Source organism: Pseudarthrobacter sp. B907 (assembly GCF_040137805.1).
Taxonomy (GTDB): domain Bacteria; phylum Actinomycetota; class Actinomycetes; order Actinomycetales; family Micrococcaceae; genus Arthrobacter.
Window position 1 is genome coordinate 40,553 of sequence record NZ_JBEEQE010000009.1, and the last position, 22,864, is coordinate 63,416.

The following is a 22,864-nucleotide window of genomic DNA, read 5'->3' on the forward strand; positions in this document are numbered from 1 at the left end:
TGCGCAGCCTACCCATCTCCGTGGCGTGGGTCCTTCAGCCCTACCTCGCGGGGGCCGGTGGTGCCATGGTGAAGCATGTGGTCGATAGTGGCCGGGAACCGCCGCCGGTTGGTTGCGCTGGCGGCCGCGGTGTTGCTTGTCGCCGCGGCGGTGGTGACGGCGGTGATCCTCGCCGGTCGGCCCGTCGGTCTGTCCCCGGCGGCCTCGGGCTCTGCGTCCGCTGCCGCTGCGCCGACCCCGAGCACGACGCCGTCGCCGCCCTCGAGCACCACAGCCAGCCCGCCATCGAGCCCGCCCTCAACCGAGGCCCCGCCCCCGCCCGCCGAACCGCCGCCCGCCGAACCGCCGCCCCTTGAGCCCCCGCCGCAGCCGCCGGCCGAGCCTCCGCCGCCCGCGGACCCGTTCCCGGCGGCGCTCCGGGGCGCCGACGTCGGGCTCATCCCGAACGCGGGGCCCGTCGTCGCCCTGACTTTCGACGCCGGCGCCAACTCGTCGGGCCTGCCGAGCATCCTGCAGACCCTCGCGGCCACCGGCGTCCGGGCGACCTTCTTCCTCACCGGCAACTGGGCCAGCGCCAACCCGGCCGGGGTCGCCTCGATTGTGGCCGCCGGCCACCGGGTGGGCAACCATTCGATGACGCACCCGGGCTTCACGTCCCTCAGCGACGCGCAGATCGCCCAGCAACTGGCCGGGGCGGAGGCGGCGATCGCGGCCGCGGGCGCCGATGCCCGCCCGCTGTTCCGCTTCCCCTTCGGCGAGCGGGACGCGCGGACCATCGCCGCGGTGAACGCGCTGGGCTACCTGCCGGTCCGCTGGAGCGTCGACACCCTGGGCTGGAAGGGGACCAGCGGCGCGATCACGGCCCAAACCGTCGCCGACCGGGCGCTCGCCGGGCTGCAGCCGGGCGAAATCGTGCTGATGCACATCGGCTCCAACCCCGACGACGGCAGCACCCTGGACGCCGACGCCCTGCCGCAGCTCATCGACCGGATCCGCCAGGCGGGCTACGGCTTCGCGACCCTGGATGCGCTCCTTGGCTAAGCCGCGCGCCGGGCCGGCCGCCACTGTTGCGTCCCACCGATGACTGGTACGAATAGCGCATGACGGACTCGCCCACAGTCGCCGCCGCACTGGCGCCCGTCGACGCGGTGGTCTTCGAACTGGACGGCGTGGTCTTGGACACCGCGGAACTGCGCACCGCCGCCTGGCAGCGGCTCGCTGAGGAGGTTTTCGGCGATCCCCGGCTGCCGGCGGGAGCGCGGCACGGGCCGCTCACGGTTGCCGACTACACCGCGTTCATCGAGGGCAGGACCCCTGCCGACGGGGCCGCGGCGTTCCTGGCCTCGCGCGGGGTCCGGCTGCCGGCGGGCTCGCCCGCGGACGGGCCGGAGGACTGGACGGCGTTCGGACTCGGGAAACGCCAGGACGCGCTGTTCGGGCAGCTGCTGCGCGGCCAGCCGCCGCGGGCCTTCCCCGGCACGGTGGCACTGCTGGAACGGCTCAGGGCGGGCCGGATCCCGGTGCTGCTCGCCACTTCCGCCACCAATGCGGCCGAGCTCCTCGCCACTTCCGCCACCAATGCGGCCGAGCTCCTCGCCACTTCCGCCACCAATGCGGCCGAGCTCCTCGCCACTTCCGCCACCAATGCGGCCGAGCTCCTCGCCACTTCCGCCACCAATGCGGCCGAGCTCCTCGCCGCCGTCGGCCTCGACGGATCCTTCGACCACATTGCCGACGGTCAGGCGGCGGCGCGGCGCGACGTCGCCGGAAAGCCGTCACCGGCGCTGGCCCTGGAAGCGGTCCGCCGGCTGGACATCCCGCCCGGCCGGGCCATGGTTATTGAAGCGGCCGTCGCCGGGGTGGAAGCGGGACGCGCGGGCGGTTTCGGGCTGGTGGTTGGCATCGACCGCTCGGGCCGGCGGGCTGAACTGGAAGCCGCCGGCGCGGACATCGTGGTCGAAGACGTCAGCGAACTGGACATCGGCCTCGTCATTACCCACCCCTGGCTGTTGGTCTACGAGGGCTTCGATCCGGCGCACGAGGGGCACCGGGAGGCCCTGACCACCCTGGGCAACGGCTATCTGGCCACCCGCGGCGCGGCGCCCGAACACCGCGGCGGCGGGGTCCACTACCCCGGAAGCTACCTGGCGGGCGTCTACAACCGGCTGGCCAGCACGGTACAGGGCCAGCGGACCGTGGACGAGCACATGGTGAACATCCCGGACTGGCTGCACCTGGACCTGCGGATCGAGGAAGGCTCCTGGTGGTCCGAGGGAGGCCTGACGCTGCGCCGGGAGCGCCGCACACTGGACCTCAAGCGGGCGCTGCTCACCCGGGAAGCGCTGCTGGAGGACGACGCCGGGCGGCGGCTGCAGCTGGTGCAGCGCCGCTTCGTCTCGATGGCGGAGCCGCACCTCGCCGCGCTGGAGACGCGGCTCACTGCCGACGGCTGGAGCGGCCGCGTCAGCATCCGCAGCGGCTGCGACACCGGGGTGACTAACTCCAACGTCCCGGAGGACGCGCAGTTATCCGCGCGGCACCTGACGGCGGTGCAGGTGACGGACTCCGCCGGTGTGCAGTCCGCCGGTGGGCAGAACACAGCCGTAGACGGCGCCGTCGGACTGAGCGTTCAGGTGCAGACCAGCCAGAGCAGGATCGGCATCGCCCTGGCGCTGCGGACCGAGCTGTCCGGCCCGGCCAATTCAGTTTTCGAGCAGCTGGGCGGGCTGTACGCGCACCGCTTCGAGGTGCCGGTCGCGGACGGAAGCGCCGTGACGGTGACCAAGACGGTGGGGGTGGCCAGCTCCCGCGACCACGCGGTCTCCTCGCCGCTGACGGGCGCGGAGGCGGTGCTGGCGCGGTCCGGCGGTTTCGAGGCGCTGCTGGCGGACCATGAGCGGGCCTGGAACCTGCTGCTCGCCCCGTTCATCATCGAGTCCGACGCCCCCTCACAGGCGCAGCTGATCCTGAACCTGCACGTCTTCCACCTGCTGCAGACCCTCACGACGCACACCGCCGAGCTGGACGCGGGTGTGCCGGCCCGGGGGCTGCACGGGGAGGGCTACCGCGGGCACGTCTTCTGGGACGAGCTGTTTGTCCTTCCGGTGTTGAACTCCCGGCTGCCCTCGCTGGCCCGGGAGCTGATCGACTACCGCTGGCGGCGGCTCGGCACGGCCCGCGACGCCGCGAAGGCGGCCGGGCTGCGCGGCGCGCTGTTCCCCTGGCAAAGCGGCAGCGACGGCACGGAGCAGACCCCCAAGCTGCTCTACAACAAGCTTTCCGGGCACTGGGTGCCGGACTATTCCCACCTCCAACGCCATGTGGGGCTGGCCGTCGCGTACAACGCCTGGCAGTACTTCGAGGCCACCCAGGACCGGGGCTGGCTGACCCAGCACGGCGCGGAACTCATTGTCGAGGTTGCTCGCCTGTTCGCCTCGATGGCCGAGCATGACCCCATCGACGACCGGTTCCACCTCCGCGGAGTCATGGGCCCGGACGAGTACCACACCGGAAATCCGGGCGACCCGGGCGGCGGCCTGGACGACAACGCCTACACCAACATCATGGCCGCCTGGCTGTTCGACCAGGCCGGGTGGATCATGCGGTCCGTCCGGGGCTTCGACATGGAGGACCTCCGGGCCCGGCTCGGCGTAACGACGGCGGAAATAGCGGCCTGGACGCGGCTGAGCCGGCACATGTTCGTCCCCTTCCACGGGGACGGCATCATCAGCCAGTTCGCGGGCTACGGTGCGCTCCGGGAACTGGACTGGAACCACTACCGCCGCAGCTACCGCAACATCGAGCGGCTGGACCTCATCCTGGAAGCAGAAGGCGACAGCACCAACCACTACCGGCTCGCCAAACAGGCCGACGTCCTGATGCTGCTCTACGTCCTGGGCGAGGACCAGCTCCTCGGCGTCCTCGGCCGGCTGGGCTACACGGTCACCCCGGCGCAGCTGGCCGCGACCGTGGACTTTTACCTGGCCCGGACGGCGCACGGCTCCACGCTCAGCCGGGTGGCGCACGCCTCGGTCCTCGCCCAGCGCGACCCCGAGCAGGCCTGGGCCACGTTCCGCGAAGCCCTGGACGCGGACCTGGACGACACCCAGGGCGGAACCACCAGCTCCGGCATCCACCTCGGCGCCATGGCCGGGACGATCGACGTCATCCAGCGCAGCTTCGCCGGGCTGCGGATCACCCGGGACGCCCTCGACTTCACGCCCCGGCTCCCGGCCGAACTCCGCCGGGTCGATTTCCAGGTCCGCTACCGCGACCAGCTGCTGGCCGTGCACCTGGAAACAGACCGGCTACTCGTTTCCGCCGCCCCGGGGGACGCCGCCCCGGTCCTGGTCCGGGTGGGCGCCCGGCAGGTGCTGCTCCGGGCCGGCGAGAAGCACGAGTTCCGCCGCGCCGGTTAGCGAACGGTTAGAGGATGGCTAGGGGGACACGCGGATGACGGCGGCGCCGGTGACCCGGTCAGCGGCCAGGTCTTGCAGCGCCCGGTCCGCGGCGTCAAAGGGGTAGGCCACCGTGGTGGGGCGGAGGGGGATCTCCGCGGCGAGACGGAAGAACTCCTCGCCGTCGGCCCGGGTGTTGGCCGTGACGCTGCGCAACTGCCGCTCCTGGAACAGCTCCGCGGCGTAGTGCAGGGCCGGGATGTCGCTGAGGTGGATGCCGGCGACGGCGAGCGTCCCGCCGCGGTCGAGGGCCCGCAGCGCGGGCGGCACCAGGGCGCCGGCCGGGGCAAAGAGGATCGCAGAGTCGAGCGGGTCCGGCGGCACTTCGTCGGCTCCGCCGGCGAAGGTGGCGCCGAGCTCCAGCGCGAGGCGGCGGGCCTCCCGCGACCGCGTCATCACGTAGACCCTGGCCCCCTGGTACAGCGCCAGCTGGGCGGCGAGGTGGGCGGAGGCGCCGAAGCCGTAGATGCCCAGCCGGCCGCCGACGGGCAGCTCCGCACGGACCAGGGCGCGGTAGCCGATGATGCCGGCGCACAGCAGCGGAGCCGCCTGCTCATCCGGGAAGATGTCCGGAATCCGGTAGGCAAAATCCTCGGCAACGGTGATCAGTTCGGCGTAGCCGCCGTCGCGGTCCCAGCCGGTGAACGTGGGGGACAGGCACAGGTTTTCCTGCCCGCGCAGGCAGAACCGGCAGGACCGGCAGGTGCCGCCCAGCCACGCCACCCCCACCCGCTCGCCGCGGCGGAACCTGGCCGCTCCGGGGCCGACGTCGAGCACCTCGCCCACCACCTCGTGCCCAGGGACGACGCCGGGCCGCCGGGGCGCCAGCTCGCCCTCGGCCAGGTGCAGGTCCGTGCGGCACACCCCGCAGACGCGCACCCGCAGCAGGACTTCCCCGCGGCCGGGCACAGGGTCCGGGCGCTCGCCGAACACCAGCGGCCCGGCGGCAATCGGGCCCGGCTGCGCAACCCACCAGGCTCGCACAGCGCCTCCCTTTCCCACACTCCTCTTCCTGAATCGGGGGCTCCGGAACCGGCGTTCCCGGAGCCCGGGAATCAGCGCGTAATCATGACATTGCAGGGGGCCTTGTGCAGCACCGCGGAAACGGTGTTGCCGAGTCCCCCCTCGCGGTTGTGGGTGCCGAGCACCAGCACGTCCGCGTCTGCCGCCGCCTCCACCAGTTCTTTGGCGGCCGGGTGGCCGTCCTTGAGGGTGCCGAAGGCGGCAAGCCCGGGGACCAGCCGCCCGGCCTCGGCGACGGCGTGCTCCAGCAGCTCGGAGCCGTGCAGCGGGGCGTGCCGGCCGTGCTCCCTGCCGGTCCCGCCTCGGCCCGTCTCGACGTGGACCAGCTGCAGCCCGGCCCCGATCGCGGCCGCGAGCCGGGCGGCGTCGGCGAGGACGGCCGAACTCCGGGCCGCGGCATCGACGCCCACCACTACGGGCCGGCCGGGCAGGTGCGGGCGGCGGACCACCATCAGCGGGCACGGCGCGGAGCTGGCCAGTTCCAGGCAGACCGACCCGGCCAGATGTCCCAGCACCCCGCCCATGCCGCGGCTTCCGACGACCAGGAGGGCGGCGCCGTCGGACGCGTGCCGCAGCACCTGCGCGGGCAGGCCGGCTTCCATCACGCCGTCGACGTCGAGCCCCGGCGCGGCCTCGCGGGCCAGCGCGAGGCCCTCGGCGAGGATGGCCTCGGCGGAATGCCGGAGCCCGCTGCCGGCGACGCCCTTCACCGGGCCCAGATCCTTGGTGAACATCGGCCAGACCCAGGCGTGCACCAGTTTTAAGGGCAGACGGCGGGTGACGGCATGGCTGGCGGCCCAGCGGACGGCGAGCTGCGAGGTCTCGGAACCGTCGTAACCGACGGCGACCGGCCGGGAAGCTGCTGCAGGTGCCGGCATGTACCCTCCCGGTAGGCGGACGGTGGCACCCCCCAGCGGTGCGTCCCCCCAGTACAGCCCGTCCGGGTGCGGGGCGCCTAGGGGCTTTGGTCCCCCGCCCGGCCGTTGCGGCGGTGTTCCTCGCGGAGCTCGCGCCCGCGCCGGATGTCCTCTTCCTCCCTGGCCTGCAGCTTGTCGCTCTGCTTGGTGTCGCGCGGCGGCAGCTGGATGGTCTCCTCGGCCTCGATGCCGGCCTGGAGCTGGCGTCCGCGCTCGGTTTCGGCGTCGAACTCGGCGCCGAAGAGCAGCGACATGTTCAGGATCCACAGCCAGAGCAGCGCGATGATCACACCTCCAATGGCGCCGTAGGTCTTGTTGTAGCTGTTGGAGTAGGCCACGTAGAAGCCGAACGCCAGGGATGCCAGCAGGAAGACCACCAGGGCGATGGCCGATCCCATGCTCATCCAGCGGAATTTGGGCTGCTTCACGTTGGGGGTGGCGTAGTAGAGGATGGCAATGGCCACGATCACCAGCGCCAGCATCACCGGCCACTTGGCGATGTTCCAGACGGCCAGGAAGGCCCCGCCCAGGCCGATGATGTTCCCCACGGACTCGGCCACCGGCCCGCTGAGCACAAGCATCGCGGCCAGCACAACGACGATCAGCAGGTTAACCACCGTTACCGCGAGCATGGTGCCGCGCAGCTTGAGGAAAGGCCGGCCCTCGTCCGTCTCATACACGCGGTTCATCGCCCGCCCGAAGGCCCCGACGTAGCCGGAGGCGGACCAGAGGGCGGTGAGGAGGCCCACAATGAACGTCAAGCCAGCGGCCGAGGAGCTGGCCAGTTCTTCGACGACCGGGCGGATCGTCTTGACGGTCTCACCGGGCGCGATCCCCTGGACGATGTCCAGCAGCGCCGAGGTGGTTTTCTGGGCGTCCCCGAAAAGACCCAGCAGTGACACCAGCGCCAGCAGGGCCGGGAAGATTGAAAGCACCGAGTAGTAGGTCAGCGATGCCGCGAGGTCCGGGCACTGGTCCTTCGTGAATTCCCGCAGGGTCTTCTTCGCGATGTATTGCCAGGAGGGCTTGGTGACATCGGTAGGGCGATCCGGCTTGCGCGCGTCGTCCGGTGCGGGCGCGGTCCTGGCTTTGGCGGTGCTGCTCTTGGCGGTTTCGGCGTCGTCCATGGAGCCAGTTTCCGCCGTGGTGAGGTTCTTGGCCATCGGAATCTTCTTTCGTGGGTTAAGCGCAGCGGCCGGCTGCCCAGCGCGTGAGCGAGGGCAGCCGGCCGTCTACCGGGTGGGGCTAGGCCTGCTGGACGTTGTCCTTGGCGTCGGCCGCACGGTCCTTGACGTCGGCGACGGCCAGCTGGCCGTCGCCCTTGACGTTCTGGGCGGCGTCGGCGGCGGTGGCCTTGACGTTCTCCATGGCGTCCTGGGCGGGCTCCTTGAGGCCCTCGGCCACGTGCTTTGCGGCCTCGGTCAGCTCGGTGGTGAGCGGCTCGGCGGCCGTCTTGAGGGCGTCCGCGGCTTCCCGCTCCTTGGTGCTCGCCGGGATCAGCGAGGACACCAGCAAGCCGGCGCCGAAGGCGATGAGCCCCGCAGCGAGCGGGTTGCCCTGGGTCTTGACCTTGGCCTGGTGCGGTGCGTCGGCGACGGCGGAGCCGGCGTCGTTCAGGTGCGAGGCGGCGCTGCCGCCCGCGGAATGCACGTTGCCGGTGGTGTGGTCGGCTGCTCCCATGACTTTCTCCTTCACTCCGAACACTGCGTCTTTGACCTTGTCAGTCTGGCGCTGGACGATGTGCGACGGGGTAACCTTGTCGGCCACGGCGTCGACGTTGGTGCCGAGCCGGGCGCGGGTTGCTTCAATGTCGGCGCGGATGGCATCCGGGTTTTCACTCATTGTGTTTTCCTCGCTCTAGTGGCTGGGCTTGAGGGTCGGGGGGATTTCCTGGAGGGTCTCCGCGGTCTGCGGCATACCCTTGATCGCCTTCAGTTCCTTGCGGCCCATCGAGGCCAGCACGGCGCCGATGATGCCCCAGATGATCGCAACGACGACGCCGGACCATCCCAGTCCCATCAGGGTTCCCAGCCCCCACCAGAGGGCGAGGGAGAGGAACAGCAGGACGAAGTGGCCCGCGACGCCGGCGCCGGCAAACATGCCGCTGCCCTTGCCGGCCCGGCTGGCGGTCTGCTTCAGTTCGGCCTTGGCGAGCTCCACTTCCTGACGCATCAGGGTGGACATGTCCCGCGTGACGTCACCGAGCAGATCACCCAGGGAGTTGGTCTCCGCTTTCACGTGGGCCTCGGTGGGAGGCATCGGGGCGCCCGTGGGCATCTCGCTGCTCATCGACGGCCTCCGTCGAACGGATCCTTACGGTCGGGGTCGACAGCCGGATCGATGCGGTACGGGTCGGCCGCCAGCGGGTCGTTGGCCCACGGATCATCCTGCATGCCGGATCCTTCGAGCGGGCTCGGCGGGTAAGTCTCCGCGCCCGGCGTCGCGTATCCTCCGGCGGCGCCCGCCGTCGTGGATTCCGGGTAGGTCACCGGCGGCGGGGGGACCGCGACGCCGGCATCGGGCACCCGGGTGACCGGGGCGTTGTACTGCGCGGCGGTACCGGCGGTGCCGGCTGACGTCGTCTCCGGGGCGCCGGCGCTGAGGCTGCGGCTAAGGCGGCCGGCGAGGATACCTGCGCCTGCAGCGGCCAGCAGGAAGGTCCCGGGGCGCTGGCGGGCAAAGGACTTTACCTCGTTGAGCAGCGAACCCGGGTCGCGGTTTTCGAGCCAGGTGGCCACGGACGAGGACCGCTCGGCCGCCTGACGGATCAGGTCGCTGGCTACGCCGGGCTGGTCCGAAGCGCTTGCCATGGTGTGCAGTTCCTCGGAGATGGAGTGCAAGCCCTGGGCAGCCTTCTGCTGCTGTGTGCCGGCCTGCGAGGTGAGGTCCGTGCGTGCCTGGTGCAGGAGGTCCTTGGCGTTGCTCTTGACTTCGCCTGCAACGTTGGCGGCCTCGGCCTTTGCCGTTTCGGTCACGTTCTGTGCCGCTTCGGCAGCCTGCTGCTTGACTTCGCTCGCCTCACCCTTGGCGGCGTCGGTCTTTGAAGACGTACCGGTGGAGGTTCCGGCGGAAGCGGGCGGGAAGGTCGAGCTCTGCCGCAGTTCAGTATCGCCCTGAACCCCTGCGGTTCCGTAGGTGCTGTCCTGGGGCCATTGGTTCTCTGTCATCGTCGCTCTCTTTCCTTGTAGATCTGCTGCCGGCTAACCGACCGGCAGCGCCGAACTCGAATAGTAAGCATGATTACCATTCGATACTAAGCACGCTTCGCATTCGATTTCAAGGAGATCCGGAAAATAGCCGGAACGGCGCCCGCTAGGGTTGAAGCATGAGCAAAACGGCGGACGGCTGATGGCGAAGCGGGGCAGGGCGGCCGGCCGAAACGCCGGAACACCGGCGCCGGGAGTGGTGGAGGTGCCGAAGGGTGCCCGCCCTGACGGCCCCGCCGCGGGCGTCTACTACATCGATACCGGCGACTGTGAACTCATTCCGGACCAGGACAATTCGACCGGCTGGCTGCTCCGGATCAACGGCGTCATGAGCTCCCACATCGACCTCGCGGACCCGCTGTTCCTCGACTTCGAGTACATGCGCTGGATCGCCGCGCTGGTGGAATCGCGCTGGCCCCCTGCGGCCCGGCCGAAGCTGCGAGCCCTGCACCTCGGCGGCGGGGCATGCTCGCTGGCGCGCTACTTCCACGCCGCGTATCCGGACGCCCGCCAGGTGGTGGTGGAACTGGACGGCAAGCTCGCCGAGTACGTCCGCGGCTGGTTCGACCTGCCCAAGGCCCCGCTGCTGCGCCTGCGCGTGGGGGAGGCCCGGGAAGTGACGGAGAGCCTCACCCCGCAGACCCGGGACCTCATTATCCGCGATGTCTTCGCCGGCGCCGTGACCCCGCGGCCCCTCACCACCGCGGAATTCACCGAACACGCCAAGCGGGTGCTGGCGCCCGGCGGGATCTACCTGGTGAATTCCGGCGACGCCCCCGCCCTGACCAACGCGCGCGAGGACGCCGCCACCATCGCGGCGGCCTTCAAGCACACCATGATCATCGCCGATCCGGCCATGCTCAAGGGCCGGCGCTACGGCAACATGATCATCGCCGGCAGCGATGAGCCGTTCGACGACGACCCCGGCCTCGCTCGTCGCCTGCTCGGCGGCGCCGTGCCGGCCCACAGCTGGGACGACGCCAAGGTGCGCGCCTTCGCCGCCGGCGCCGCCGTCCGCCGCGACCCGGCGTCGTCGTCACCCGACCCGGCGCCGTCGTCGTCGATTGCTCCGTAACTGCCCTTTTCGGGCCCCAAAACGGCGCCTACGGAGCAGTCGATGCGTAGCCGCCGCGGCCCATCAGGGCCTCCCGGTGCGCATCGGTCTGCTCACGCAGCGCCTGGACGACGGCGGCCACAGCGGGCCGTCGCATCGAATCCGGCCGCAGGACCATCCAGTAGGGGAGCAGTTCGGCGAACTGCTCCGGCAGCAGCCTGACCAGGTCCGGGTGCAGGTCGGCGGCGAAGCAGGGCAGGAAGCCGATCCCCGCCCCGGCCCGTGTCGCCTCCACATGGACAAAGACGTTGGTGGAGCTCAGCCCGTCCCGCATCGTCGGCACCAGCCGGCGCGGGGCGTCGAGGTCGTCCACCTGGAGCATCGAGTCGACGAAGTAGACCAGCGGGTGCTCCTTTAGTTCGTCCACCGACGCCGGCGTCCCGTATTCGGCCAGGTAGCTGCGCGAGGCGTACATGCCCAGCATGTACTCGCCCAGCCGGGCCGCCTCGGCGCGGTGCACCTGCGGCTCGCCGACCACCACCTCAATGTCCAGCCCGGAGCGCTGCTGCAGCGCCCGCCGGGTTACCGTGATGATCTCCACACTGAGGCCGGGGTGGAGGCGACGGAGCCGGGCCACCGCGGGGGCCGCGATATAGGCGCTGAAACCGTCCGTGGCGGTCATCCGCACGACGCCGGTGACCGGGTCCGGCGTCGTGCCCGGCTGCTCGAGCGAGCGCACGGCGCCTTCCACCTGCTCCGCTACGGCCACCGCCGCGGCGCCGAGGTCCGTCAGTTCCCAGCCTCCGGAGGCCCGGGACAGGACCCTGCCGCCGAGCGCCTTCTCCAGGGCGGCGATCCGGCGCGAGACCGTGGTGTGGTTCAGGCCCAGGGCCTGCGCCGCCGTCGTGAATTTGGCCGAACGCGAGACGGCCAGCAGGACCAAAAGATCGTCGGGATTTGCCTTCATATCTGCAATTCTGCACACACATCGTGCCCGTTTGGCCATTGAACCACGGGTAATGTGCGGCAATACTCGATGAAGCCCATTTTCCGTGCCGTGAATCACAGCGCGTGTCACCGTGGACACTAAGGAGAACCAAATGAGCGTAGAACAACGCTCCGCAGCATCCCCCGCCGCAGCCGCCAAGGGTGCAGGCCTCAAGAAAATCGTCGCCGCATCGATGGTCGGCACCGTCGTGGAGTGGTACGAATTCTTCCTCTACGCCACCGCCGCCACCCTGGTGTTCGGCAAGTACTTCTTCCCGGCCACCGGCAATGAGCTGGACGGCATCATCCAGGCGTTCCTGACCTACGCCGTCGGGTTCGTTGCCCGCCCGCTCGGCGGCATCGTCTTCGGCCAGATCGGCGACAAGCTGGGCCGCAAGCCCACCCTGCAGCTCACCATCGTGATCATCGGTGTGTCCACCTTCCTGATGGGCTGCCTCCCGGGCTTCGCCGACATCGGCTACCTCGCCCCGGCCCTGCTGGTTGCACTGCGCTTCATCCAGGGCTTCGCCCTCGGCGGCGAATGGGGCGGCGCCGTGCTGCTCGTGGCCGAGCACAGCCCCAACGAGTCCCGCGGCTTCTGGTCCAGCTGGCCCCAGGCCGCTGTCCCGGTCGGCAACCTGCTGGCCACCCTGGTCCTGTTCATCATGTCCAACGTTCTGAGCGCCGCAGACTTCCTCGGCTGGGGCTGGCGTGTGGCCTTCTGGCTCTCCGCCGTGATCGTGTTCGTCGGCTACTACATCCGCACCCATGTCTCCGAGGCGCCGATCTTCCTCGAGGCCAAGGCACAGCTGGAGCAGGAGCAGGCCGTGAGCTACGGCGTGCGCGAAGTCATCCGCAAGTACCCCAAGGGCATCCTGCAGGCCATGGGCCTCCGGTTCGCGGAAAACATCATGTACTACCTCGTGGTGAGCTTCGCGATCGTCTACCTCAAGAGCGTGCACAAGTACGACACGTCCTCGCTGCTGCTCGCCCTGCTGATTGCCCACGTCATCCACTTCCTGGTCATCCCGCAGGTCGGCAGGCTCGTGGACAGCTGGGGCCGCAAGCCGGTCTACCTGGTCGGCGCGATCACCGGTGCCACCTGGCCGTTCTTCGCCTTCCCGATGTTCGACACCCGCAACCCGGTGATCATTGTGCTCGCCGTGACGATCGGCCTGTGCCTGCACGCGTTTATGTACGCCGGCCAGCCGGCGCTCATGTCCGAACTGTTCCCCACCCGCATGCGCTACGCGGGCGTCTCGCTGGGCTCGCAGGTCACCTCGATCTTCGCCGGTTCGCTGGCGCCGCTCCTGGCAACCGCATGGCTCAAGGACACCGGCTCCTGGCTGCCCACCGCCATCTACCTGGTAGTGGCCTGCGCCATTACGACGGTGGCAGTGCTTAGCCTGAAGGAAACCAAGGGCATCGCCCTTGAGGAGGTGGACCGGGCCGACGCCGAACGCGAGGGCCTGGCCGTGGCGGCCAACCGCTGAACTGTTTGACTCTGATGACCGTGAATCTCTGAACTGGAAGGCTGGGTAATGGAAAATACGCTCAATGGCCGCAAGGCACTGGTCACCGGCGGCGCGGGCGGAATCGGCGCGGCCAGCGTCCGTGCCCTCGCTGCGAGGGGTGCGAAGGTGGTGGTCGCGGATGTCGACGAGGCCGCCGCGACCGCCCTCGCCGACGAGGTCGGCGGAACCGCCTGGGCGGTGAACCTGCTCGACGTCGAAACCCTGCAGACGCTCAGCCTGGATTGCGACATCCTGGTCAACAACGCCGGGATCCAGCGCATCAGCCCGATCGAGGAATTCGATCCGGCCGACTTCCGCCGGATCATCACGCTGATGCTGGAGGCACCGTTCCTGCTGGTCCGGGCCGCGCTGCCGCACATGTACGCAAACGGGTTCGGCCGGATCATCAACCTGTCCTCGGTTCACGGGCTGCGGGCTTCGCCGTTCAAGAGCGCCTATGTCTCCGCCAAGCACGGCCTGGAAGGGCTGAGCAAGGTGACGGCGCTGGAGGGCGGCGCGCACGGTGTCACGTCCAACTGCATCAACCCCGGCTACGTCCGGACGCCGCTGGTGGAATCCCAGATTGCGGACCAGGCCAAGGTGCACGGCATCCCCGAGTCCGAGGTGCTGACCAAGATCATGCTCACCGAGGCGGCCGTCAAGCGGCTGGTCGAGCCCGAGGAGGTGGCTTCGCTGGTGGCCTGGCTGGCCTCTGACGACGCTGGCATGGTCACCGGCGCCAGCTACACCATGGATGGCGGCTGGTCCGCCCGGTAGGCTGCCTGCCGGTTCACGAGCGGCGGGTTCCGCTGCTGCCGAGGTGGGACTTGGCGCCCAGTTTCCGAGACCGGGGCGCTGAGTCCCACCTCAGCGCGGAGGGCTCCCGCCGCCGCTCTGGCCGGCGGCGGGGCCCCGGCGGCCCGTATCGATCGGAGGTCTCCCCCAGCGGAGGCGCCCGGCCGGTCCGGTAACGTCGTACGGCAACCTTACGGTCCGCCGTCCTGAGTAACACGAGTAACAGCTACCCCTTTGGCACCCCCAAACCACTTGGGCCGCACCTGAAAACTACTTACCCGCGGGTAGCTCCCCGGGGGGCCTGGCGGGTGGTTAGAGTGGGCGCATGAGCGAGACGATCCTGCCGCCGGTTTCCTTAACGGCCGCCCGGAGGTTGCGCCCGTGCAGAGCCACGGCCAGCACGAACAGCGGCACGTGGATCGCCGGCAGGTTTCGGGCAAACCACTGGGGCAGGTAAATGTCAGTCACGGAGCCGCTCTCGTCGCCGAGGCGTTGCGCGACCGCCGTCAGCGGGCAGTGGAAGCCGTTGCCCGCGAAGATCGCCGTTTCGGCGAACACGATGGCGCCGGCAATGCCGGCCCGCCGGTCGGAGCGCCCCCGGATCCCGGCATACAGGACGTAGACCATCGACGCCTCGATGCTGAACCAGGCCAGCGTGTGCACCGTCTTGACGGCTTTCAGCCCGGCCTCCCGCAGGCTCTGACGAATGACCACGCCTGCGTCACCCCTGCTGCAGAGCCAGGACGATGATGGCGGCATTGATGCCCAGACCGATCAGCCACCACGGGTTAAATGTGAGCAGCAGCAGGGACGCGGAGATTCCCGCTCCGGCAACCGTGACCGGAATCCACCACGGCGCCGCCACCAGGACCCCCAGGCCACCGAGGCCCAGCACCGCCGCGGCGGCGATGGCCAGGGCAACGGCCAGCCGGAGCACCTCCCCGGCAAACGGGGACCGGCCGACGTCGAACGGCGCCTGCGCGTCCGGCCGTGGCAGCCAAATGGCCAGGTGGACGAGGCCGTGTGCGACCAGAAACAGTCCTGCGAGCCAGCGCACGGCGGTCCTCCTCGTGTTCCGGGGCGTGCGTCCAGCGAAGCACCGCCGCCCGCTGCCGGGCTAGGGGCGGAAGGCCCGCAGCGGCGACCCCGACAATGTCTGGTATTCCAGACACCGGTTTCTGCTGCGTACCCGCCGGTGCCGGCTGCCAGGGTGCATGCTTAAGTACGGGATACCGGACACCGCCCGACGTCGAAAAGGACCACATGCCAGCCGCCATCATCCCGCCAGACGTGGCAGTCAGCGCCACGCCGAAGCCCGCCGCCAAATCCGCCAGGACCGCGTCCAAGGTCCCGGCGGCCGAGAACACGCTGCGCATCCTGAAACTGCTGGCCTCCAAACGCGGGCCGATGGCGGCGTCGAACATTGCCACCTCCCTGGGCCTGCCGCGCTCCAGCGTCTACCACCTGCTGGGCGTGATGGAGGCGAACGGCTTTGTGCTGCACCTGCACGAGGAACAGCGCTACGGCCTTGGCATCAGCGCCTTCGAACTCAGCTCCGCCTATTCCCGCCAGGAGCCGCTCTCCCGGCTGGGCCGGCCCATGCTGGCGACGCTCGTGGACGTGCTCGGCGAGAGTGCCCACCTGGCCGTGCTGCATGGCCGCGACGTGCTCTACATCGTCGAAGAGCGTGCCAAGAACCGGCCCTCGCTCGTGACCGACGTCGGCGTCCGGCTGCCCAGCCACCTCACCGCCAGCGGGCGGGCAATCCTGGCCGCGCTGCCGAAGTCCCAGGTCCGGGCGCTGTACCCGAACGCCGCGGCCTTCAGCGCGCGGCATGAGACCGAATCGCCCATCACCAAGTACTCCGCGCTGTCCTCGCATCTGGACCAGGTCCGGCTGCGCGGCTACGCCACCGAACACGGCGAGGTGACGCCGGGCTTCGGCTCGATCGCCGCCGCCGTGACGGACCATGCGGGCTGGCCCACCGCCGCCGTCGCTGTGACGTTTTTGGAGGACAAACTGCCCGCGGAGCAGTGGCCGGTCCTGGCCGCGCGGGTCAAAAAGGCCGCGGATGACCTCTCGGCCCGGATCCACGGCCGCCCCTCCGCCTGACCCGGACAAGTAACTGGCAGCAGGGGCCGTTTTGGGCGTTCAAAACGGCCCCTGCTGCCAGTTGCTTGGGGTACCCGGGTGGGTCTGGCATCCCGGACAGCACCCGTTCGAACCCCCTGTTTCCGGGCCTCCGGACAGGCTTTAGTTGATACAGAACCTCTTCCCGCGAACCTCTTCCCGCGAACCTCTTCCCGCGAACCACCCCAGAGAACGAAGGAGCCCCCATGGCACCCGCCGATTTCACCACCGGTGCCCGCCCGGTCAAAGCAGCCCGCGGCACCGAGCTCACCGCCAAGAGCTGGCAGACCGAAGCCCCGCTGCGCATGCTGATGAACAACCTGGACCCCGAGGTGGCCGAGCGCCCGGACGACCTAGTGGTCTACGGCGGCACCGGCCGCGCCGTCCGGTCCTGGGCCGCGTTCGACGCGATCACCCGCACCCTGGAAACCATGGAAAAGGACGAGACCCTCCTGGTCCAGTCCGGCAAGCCGGTCGGCGTCTTCCGCACCAACGAGTGGGCGCCGCGCGTGCTGCTGGCCAACTCCAACCTCGTCGGCGACTGGGCGACCTGGCCCGAATTCCGCCGGCTCGAGGCCGAGGGCCTGATGATGTACGGCCAGATGACCGCCGGATCCTGGATCTACATCGGCACCCAGGGCATCCTGCAGGGCACCTTCGAGACCTTCGCCGCGATCGCCCGCAAACTCACCGGCGACGAGAACGGCACCCTCGCCGGCACCCTGACCCTCACCGGCGGCTGCGGCGGCATGGGCGGCGCCCAGCCGCTCGCCGTCACCCTCAACGACGGCGCCTGCCTGATCGTCGACGTCGACGAGAGCCACCTGCGCCGCCGCGCCGGCAAGCGCTACCTCGACGAGGTGGAAACCGACCTCGACGCCGCCATCGCCAAGGTCCTGGCAGCCAAGGAGGAGCGCCGCGGCTGGTCCGTCGGCTACGTCGGCAACGCCGCCGAAGTCTTCCCCGAAATCCTGCGCCGCCACAACGCCGGCGAACTCACCGTGGACATCGTCACCGACCAGACCTCCGCCCATGACCCGCTGAGCTACCTGCCCGAGGGCATCACGGTCGAGGAATGGCACCGCGAGGCCGCCGCCGATCCCGAAGGCTTCACCAAGAAGGCCCAGGCTTCCATGGCCAAGCACGTCCAGGCCATGGTGGAATTCCAGGACGCCGGCGCCGAGGTGTTCGACTACGGCAACTCCATCCGCGACGAGGCCCGCAAGGGCGGCTACAACCGTGCCTTCGAGTTCCCCGGCTTCGTCCCGGCCTACATCCGGCCGCTGTTCTGCGAGGGCCTGGGCCCGTTCCGCTGGGTTGCCCTGTCCGGCGACCCCGAGGACATCGCGGTGACGGATGCGGCCATCAAGGAGCTCTTCCCGGAGAACAAGCACCTGCACCGCTGGATCGATGCCGCGCAGGACCGGGTGGAGTTCGAAGGCCTGCCGGCCCGCATCTGCTGGCTCGGCTACGGCGACCGCGCCAAGGCCGGTCTGCTGTTCAACCAGCTCGTCAAGGAGGGCAAGGTCAAGGCCCCGATCGTGATCGGCCGCGACCACCTCGACTCCGGCTCCGTCGCCTCCCCGTACCGCGAGACCGAGGACATGGCCGACGGCTCCGACGCGATCGCCGACTGGCCGCTGCTCAACGCCCTGCTCAACACCGCCTCCGGTGCCACCTGGGTCTCCATCCACCACGGCGGCGGCGTCGGCATCGGCCGCTCCATCCACGCCGGCCAGGTCTCGGTCGCGGACGGCACGGACCTCGCAGCGCAGAAGCTCGAACGCCTGCTCACCAACGACCCCGGCATGGGCGTCATCCGCCACGTCGACGCCGGCTACGACCGCGCAGTCGAGGTCGCCAAGGAACGCGGCGTCCGCATCCCCATGAACGAAGGATCCACAAAGTGACCATCACCACCCACTCGCCGCTCACCGTCACCCTCGGCTCCAGCGGCGTCACCCCCGAGGACGTCGTCGCCGTCGCCCGCCACGACGCCCACGTCACCATCGCCCAGGACGCGCTCGACGCCGTCGCCAAGGTCCGCGCCCACATCGAGGGCCTCGCCCACAGCGAGACGCCGGCCTACGGCATCTCCACCGGATTCGGCGCGCTGGCCAACCGCCACATCCCCACCGAGCTGCGCACCCAGCTGCAGAAGTCCCTGATCCGCAGCCACGCCGCCGGCATGGGCCCGGCGGTGGAGCGCGAGGTGGTCCGCGGCATCATGTTCCTGCGCGCCAAGACCCTCGCCTCCGGCCGCACCGGCGTCCGCCCCGTGGTGCTGCAGACCATGGTGGACGTGCTCAACGCCGGCATCACCCCGGTGGTCCGCGAATTCGGCTCGCTCGGCTGCTCCGGCGACCTCGCGCCGCTCTCCCACGTGGCTTTGGTCCTGATGGGCGAAGGCGAAGCTACCGGCCCCGACGGCGAGCTGTACGGCGCCAAGGACAGCCGGCCGGTCGCAGACCTTCTCGCCGCGCATGGGATCGAACCCGTCACCCTGGCCGAAAAGGAGGGCCTGGCCCTCGTCAACGGCACCGAGGGTATGCTCGGCATGCTGCTGATGGCCATCGCGGACATCCGCCAGCTGCTCACGACGGCGGACATCACCGCCGCGCTCAGCGTCGAGGCGCTGCTCGGCACGGACCAGGTCTTCCTGCCCGAGCTGCACGCCGCGCTCCGGCCGCACCCGGGCCAGGCCGCCTCCGCGGACAACATGCTCCGCGTCCTCTCCAACTCCCCGATCGTGGCCTCGCACCGGATCAACGACACCAAGGTCCAGGACGCCTACTCGCTGCGCTGCGCACCCCAGGTGGCCGGCGCGGTCCGCGACACCGTGGACCACGCCGCCCTGGTCGCCTCCCGCGAACTGGCCGCCGCGATCGACAACCCGGTGGTCCTGCCGGACGGCCGGGTCAGCTCCAACGGCAACTTCCACGGCGCCCCCGTGGCGTACGTGCTGGACTTCCTGGCCATTGCCGTCGCGGACCTGAGCTCCATCTCCGAGCGCCGCACCGACCGGATGCTGGACCCGGCCCGCTCGCACGGGCTGCCGGCCTTCCTGGCCGCCGATCCCGGCGTCGACTCGGGGCTGATGATCGCCCAGTACACCCAGGCCGGGCTGGTCTCGGACAACAAGCGCCTCGCCGTCCCGGCGTCGGTGGACTCGATCCCTAGCTCCGCGATGCAGGAGGACCACGTCTCGATGGGCTGGCACGCTGCCCGCAAACTCCGCCGCGCGGTGGAGAACCTGCGCCGCGTCCTGGCGATTGAACTCGTGACCTCGGCCCGGGCGCTGGACATCCGGACCCAGCTCTCCGGCGGCGAACTGACCCCGGCAGGGGCCGCGGTCATCGCGGTGCTGCGCGACGTCGTCGAAGGCCCGGGCACGGACAGGTTCCTCTCGCCCGAGCTGGAGGCCGCAGACGCACTGGTGGCCTCGGGCAAGGTCCGGGCCGCCGCCGAATCCGCCGTCGGAAATCTGGCCTGACGGCAAAGAAAATACGAGGCAGGCAGGGATTTTCCGGCGCCCCCGAAATCGTGCGCAACACGGTCAATGGGGTACCGGAAAATGTAGTAAATATATGACGAAGCCCACACCAATGATGTTGTGGGCCAAGAATTAAAAAACGAACCTACAAAGGGGTAGAAGTTCATGAAATCACGCGGGACGGTCATGTCCAGGCGCACGGCATTCGCCGCCACAGTCTCCGACTGGAAGAGCCTCAAGGCGGGGGACCGGGTCGAAATCGTGAAGCACGCACAGCTGCTGGCGGCCGGTGACGTCGAAGAGGTCTCGGCCAGCGGCAACGTGCTCTGGCTGGTGCCGGGCGCGGCGCCGGAGCCGCAGCTGTTCCTGAAGTCCGACGGCGTGCAGGTGCGGCGGAGCTAAGCGCCCGCGCCGCGAGCGGCAAAGCGAAGGGCCGGTGCGGGGAATACCCCGCATCGGCCCTTCGACGTCTGGCAGCCCGCGGGCTAGGCGGCGAAGTCCTCGTGGGTTTCGCCGAAGGGCACGGTCTCGTCGAGCGCCACGGTGTAGGCGCCGGGCTCGTGGCGGGTGACCCGGATCCCGCAGCGGCGGTCCTGGACGGCCGAGGCGATAAGTGTGTTGACGGCAGTTTCAAGGCCGTGGTGGACCTCGTGGGCGCTGGCAAACGAGAGCCTGATGGACGTGGCGTCGGCGGCCTGGGCCTGCATGGTGTGTGTGTTCATTAGCTGGTCTTTCCTAGAATCCGGCCGGTTGGCCGCCCTCCATTCTAGTCTGTCCGGCGTGGCTTACCGGCCCGGAGCCGATAGTGTGCAGGTGGCGGTATATCTTTTGAGGCGAGGGGCGCCGTTCTGGTTGGAACGGCGCCCCGACCCATTCCAGGCCCGCATCCCGCTCGCGGCAGGAGGACGTGCACGTGTTTGAGGCTCCCAGTGTTGCCTATACCGCGGCCGGAATCGCCGTTTTCATCGCGGCCGTGCTGCCCAAACTGCTGCGCAACGCGCCCCTCTCGATGCCCATGGTCTTCCTCGGAGCGGGCATGCTGGCGTTTACCCTGATGCCGGCGCTGCCGGACCCGGATCCGTTGCAGCACGGTGAATTTGTCACCGCCCTGACTGAAGTCTGCGTCATCGTCTCGCTGATGGGCGCCGGGCTGGCGCTGGACCGGCCGCTCGGACGCCGGCAGTGGTCAACGACCTGGCGGATGCTCGGCCTGGCCATGCCGCTGTGCATCCTCGGCCTTACCCTGCTGGGACTGTGGTTCCTTGGCCTCGGCCTGGGCGCGGCGCTGCTTGTCGCGGCCGCCCTGGCCCCCACGGACCCGGTCCTGGCCTCCGAGGTGCAGGTGGGGGAGCCCGCCGATGAGGAAACGGAAACTGGACACGAGGACGAGATCCGCTTCGGGCTGACGTCCGAGGCGGGCCTGAACGACGGCCTGGCGTTCCCTTTTGTCTACCTCGCGATCGCTATCAGCTTCGCGGGCGCCTCCCCGTCCGGCTGGCTGGGGCACTTTCTAGCCGTGGACGTGCTCTGGCGGATCGGCGTCGGTGTGGTGCTGGGGCTCGCGACGGGGAAGCTCCTGGGCCGGCTCTTCTTCACGGCCCGGCACGAGAGCGTCCGGCTGTCCAACCATTCCGAGGGTTTTGTGGCGCTGGCGGCGACGTTCCTGGCCTACGGCGTGACCCAGATGGTTGAGGGCTACGGCTTCGTGGCGGTGTTCGTCTGCGCCGTCACCATCCGTGCCGCCGAGCGCACGCATGGCTTCCACCGGGTGATGCACTCCTACGTGGAGCAGCTGGAGCGGCTCCTGACGGTGGTGATCCTGGTGCTGCTGGGCGGTGCTATAGCGCGCGGCCTGCTGGCCGGGATCGGCTGGATCGAGGTGCTCGTAGCCCTGGCGTTCCTGCTGCTCGTGCGTCCGCTGGCGGGCTGGCTGGGGCTGGCCCGGGGCAAGACCGGCCCCCGCGAACGCATCGCGATCTCCTTCTTCGGCATCCGCGGGATCGGTTCGCTGTATTACCTCGCCTTCGCACTGGGCCACGGGAACTTCGGCGCGCAGGCGGAGCAGCTCTGGGCGTTTGTGGGGCTGGTGGTGGCGATGTCGATCGTGCTGCACGGCGCAACGACGGCGCCGGTGATGAACCGGCTGGACCGGCTGCGCCAGCGCCGCGCGGTGGAACAGCACGGCGACGAGGGCCAGGCGCCGCACACGGCCATCTGATCGCTCCTGCCGCGGCGGTGCCGCTAGCGCAGCAGGGTGTTGATCAGCCGGGCGGCTACCTTGGCGGTGCGGCCGTCGACGTCGAACGCCGGGTTCAGTTCCGCAACGTCCAGGTGCAGCAGCTTCCCGCTCGCGGCCACCTGCCGGCAGATGCCGCTGATCACCGGCAGCGGAACACCGTAGGCGGCCGGGGCGCTGACGCCGGGCGCCACCGACGCCGGCAGCACATCCAGGTCGATGGTCAGGTACAGCGCGTCCACCTGCGCCAGGAACGCGGCCACAAAGGCGTGCGCTGCCTCCGCGGAGCAGTCCTCGTCCAGCAGGTAGTCCACACCCAGTCCGGCGGCGGTGCGGAACAGTGCCGGGGTGTTGTTCGGTTCGGAAATCCCGACGACGGCGTACTGCAGTTCGCGGCCCGCGGCGGCTTCGGCCCGGGCCATCTGCAGGAACGGGGTGCCGGAGCTGGGCACGGGCTCGTCACGGAGGTCGAAGTGGGCGTCCAGGTTCAGCACGCCCACCCGGAGGCCCTCCCGGACCGCGGCGGAGCCGGCGACGCCGAGGTAGCTGGCGAAGGCGGTCTCGTGGCCGCCGCCGAGCACCACGGGCAGGACGCCGGCGTCGAGCAGCTCTGTAATGGCCAGCCCGGCCCTCGCCTGCCCGGCTTCCAGCGCGTCCCCTGTGACGGTGACGTCGCCGGCGTCGTGTACGTCCCGGTCCAGGTGGAAGGCGAGCGGCCCGAGCGCGGCACGGATGGTGGCCGGTGCGGCGGCGGCCCCCACCCGGCCCTTGTTCCGGCGTACGCCGGCATCGCTCCCGAAGCCGAGGAGGACCGCGGGCCTGGCACCGGAGCCGGCAGTCTGCGGGTGCGTCGGCCGGTGCGGGGCGTAGGGCGTCACTGCTTGCCACCAGCGTCGGTGCTCGGGGCCGTCGCCGTCGAAGCGCCCGGTCCAAGGCTGCGGCGGGACGTCGGTGGTGCGGGCGGGAGAAGGCATGCCCCTAGCTCACCCCAGCCCGGGCCGGAAAACCAGCAGCGCCGCCGTCAGCGTGTCCGAAATCCCGGATCCTTTCCC

21 protein-coding genes are annotated in these 22,864 nt (G+C 70.0%); 10 read left to right on the plus strand and 11 right to left on the minus strand.

Features of this window, described 5'->3' with window-relative positions:
- The first annotated feature begins 87 nt into the window (after positions 1–87).
- Together ABLI39_RS09660 and ABLI39_RS09665 are read left to right on the plus strand one after the other, a co-directional pair.
- On the plus strand, positions 88–1,041 hold the full coding sequence (locus tag ABLI39_RS09660) for a polysaccharide deacetylase family protein (protein WP_349413205.1): 954 nt from the start codon (positions 88–90) through the stop codon (positions 1,039–1,041).
- Between the two features lie 59 nt (positions 1,042–1,100).
- Positions 1,101–4,418 (plus strand): HAD family hydrolase, encoded by a 3,318-nt coding sequence (locus ABLI39_RS09665; protein ID WP_349413206.1) that lies wholly within the window; start codon positions 1,101–1,103, stop codon positions 4,416–4,418.
- An 18-nt stretch (positions 4,419–4,436) separates the two neighbouring features.
- Here ABLI39_RS09665 and ABLI39_RS09670 read toward each other — a convergent pair whose 3' ends face one another.
- From ABLI39_RS09670 to ABLI39_RS09695, 6 genes are all read right to left on the minus strand, one after another.
- Positions 4,437–5,441 (minus strand): zinc-dependent alcohol dehydrogenase family protein, encoded by a 1,005-nt coding sequence (locus tag ABLI39_RS09670; protein ID WP_349413207.1) that lies wholly within the window; start codon positions 5,439–5,441, stop codon positions 4,437–4,439.
- Between the two features lie 71 nt (positions 5,442–5,512).
- Positions 5,513–6,358: a universal stress protein gene (locus ABLI39_RS09675; protein WP_349413208.1), complete on the minus strand. Its 846-nt coding sequence runs from the start codon at positions 6,356–6,358 to the stop codon at positions 5,513–5,515.
- A gap of 77 nt (positions 6,359–6,435) precedes the next feature.
- On the minus strand, positions 6,436–7,560 hold the full coding sequence (locus tag ABLI39_RS09680; RefSeq protein WP_349413209.1) for a YihY/virulence factor BrkB family protein: 1,125 nt from the start codon (positions 7,558–7,560) through the stop codon (positions 6,436–6,438).
- Between the two features lie 82 nt (positions 7,561–7,642).
- Positions 7,643–8,239 carry a DUF3618 domain-containing protein gene (locus ABLI39_RS09685; RefSeq protein ID WP_349413210.1) on the minus strand — a complete coding sequence of 199 codons (597 nt, stop codon included), beginning with the start codon at positions 8,237–8,239 and terminating at the stop codon, positions 7,643–7,645.
- 15 nt (positions 8,240–8,254) lie between these two features.
- Positions 8,255–8,686, minus strand: coding sequence for a phage holin family protein (locus tag ABLI39_RS09690; RefSeq protein WP_349413211.1), 432 nt, complete (start codon positions 8,684–8,686; stop codon positions 8,255–8,257).
- Positions 8,683–9,564: a hypothetical protein gene (locus ABLI39_RS09695; RefSeq protein ID WP_349413212.1), complete on the minus strand. Its 882-nt coding sequence runs from the start codon at positions 9,562–9,564 to the stop codon at positions 8,683–8,685. Before ABLI39_RS09695 ends, ABLI39_RS09690 begins: the two co-directional genes overlap by 4 nt.
- Positions 9,565–9,745: 181 nt before the next feature.
- On the opposite strand from ABLI39_RS09695, the gene ABLI39_RS09700 reads away from it, so the two are divergent.
- Complete coding sequence (locus ABLI39_RS09700) at positions 9,746–10,678, plus strand: spermidine synthase (RefSeq protein ID WP_349413300.1); 933 nt, start codon at positions 9,746–9,748, stop codon at positions 10,676–10,678.
- Positions 10,679–10,706: 28 nt separating this feature from the next.
- On the opposite strand, the gene ABLI39_RS09705 is transcribed toward ABLI39_RS09700, so the two are convergent.
- Complete coding sequence (locus tag ABLI39_RS09705; RefSeq protein WP_349413213.1) at positions 10,707–11,624, minus strand: LysR family transcriptional regulator; 918 nt, start codon at positions 11,622–11,624, stop codon at positions 10,707–10,709.
- Positions 11,625–11,757: 133 nt separating this feature from the next.
- Between ABLI39_RS09705 and ABLI39_RS09710 the strand changes: the two genes are divergently transcribed.
- Positions 11,758–13,137, plus strand: coding sequence for an MFS transporter (locus ABLI39_RS09710; RefSeq protein WP_349413214.1), 1,380 nt, complete (start codon positions 11,758–11,760; stop codon positions 13,135–13,137).
- A gap of 48 nt (positions 13,138–13,185) precedes the next feature.
- Positions 13,186–13,935 carry a 3-hydroxybutyrate dehydrogenase gene (locus ABLI39_RS09715; protein ID WP_349413215.1) on the plus strand — a complete coding sequence of 250 codons (750 nt, stop codon included), beginning with the start codon at positions 13,186–13,188 and terminating at the stop codon, positions 13,933–13,935.
- Positions 13,936–14,265: 330 nt separating this feature from the next.
- On the opposite strand, the gene ABLI39_RS09720 is transcribed toward ABLI39_RS09715, so the two are convergent.
- Together ABLI39_RS09720 and ABLI39_RS09725 are read right to left on the minus strand one after the other, a co-directional pair.
- Complete coding sequence (locus tag ABLI39_RS09720; RefSeq protein WP_349413216.1) at positions 14,266–14,667, minus strand: hypothetical protein; 402 nt, start codon at positions 14,665–14,667, stop codon at positions 14,266–14,268.
- Between the two features lie 7 nt (positions 14,668–14,674).
- The gene (locus ABLI39_RS09725) at positions 14,675–15,010 is read right to left on the minus strand and encodes a hypothetical protein (RefSeq protein ID WP_349413217.1); all 336 of its coding nucleotides are present in this window, start codon (positions 15,008–15,010) and stop codon (positions 14,675–14,677) included.
- Positions 15,011–15,216: 206 nt separating this feature from the next.
- On the opposite strand from ABLI39_RS09725, the gene ABLI39_RS09730 reads away from it, so the two are divergent.
- The 4 genes from ABLI39_RS09730 (at position 15,217) to ABLI39_RS09745 (ending at position 19,978) form a co-directional block, all read left to right on the plus strand.
- Positions 15,217–16,065, plus strand: coding sequence for an IclR family transcriptional regulator (locus ABLI39_RS09730; protein ID WP_349413218.1), 849 nt, complete (start codon positions 15,217–15,219; stop codon positions 16,063–16,065).
- A 224-nt stretch (positions 16,066–16,289) separates the two neighbouring features.
- Positions 16,290–17,993 (plus strand): urocanate hydratase, encoded by a 1,704-nt coding sequence (gene hutU / locus ABLI39_RS09735; protein ID WP_349413219.1) that lies wholly within the window; start codon positions 16,290–16,292, stop codon positions 17,991–17,993.
- The gene (hutH, locus tag ABLI39_RS09740; protein ID WP_349413220.1) at positions 17,990–19,576 is read left to right on the plus strand and encodes a histidine ammonia-lyase; all 1,587 of its coding nucleotides are present in this window, start codon (positions 17,990–17,992) and stop codon (positions 19,574–19,576) included. The genes hutU and hutH overlap by 4 nt, the downstream gene beginning before the upstream one ends.
- Positions 19,577–19,741: 165 nt before the next feature.
- Positions 19,742–19,978, plus strand: coding sequence for a hypothetical protein (locus ABLI39_RS09745; RefSeq protein WP_349413221.1), 237 nt, complete (start codon positions 19,742–19,744; stop codon positions 19,976–19,978).
- An 83-nt stretch (positions 19,979–20,061) separates the two neighbouring features.
- Here ABLI39_RS09745 and ABLI39_RS09750 read toward each other — a convergent pair whose 3' ends face one another.
- Positions 20,062–20,298, minus strand: a complete 237-nt coding sequence (locus ABLI39_RS09750; RefSeq protein ID WP_349413222.1) for a hypothetical protein — start codon at positions 20,296–20,298, stop codon at positions 20,062–20,064.
- 191 nt (positions 20,299–20,489) lie between these two features.
- Between ABLI39_RS09750 and ABLI39_RS09755 the strand changes: the two genes are divergently transcribed.
- Positions 20,490–21,794 carry a cation:proton antiporter gene (locus tag ABLI39_RS09755; RefSeq protein ID WP_349413223.1) on the plus strand — a complete coding sequence of 435 codons (1,305 nt, stop codon included), beginning with the start codon at positions 20,490–20,492 and terminating at the stop codon, positions 21,792–21,794.
- A gap of 23 nt (positions 21,795–21,817) precedes the next feature.
- On the opposite strand, the gene hutG is transcribed toward ABLI39_RS09755, so the two are convergent.
- Positions 21,818–22,786, minus strand: a complete 969-nt coding sequence (gene hutG / locus ABLI39_RS09760) for a formimidoylglutamase (protein WP_349413224.1) — start codon at positions 22,784–22,786, stop codon at positions 21,818–21,820.
- Positions 22,787–22,864 lie beyond the last annotated feature (78 nt).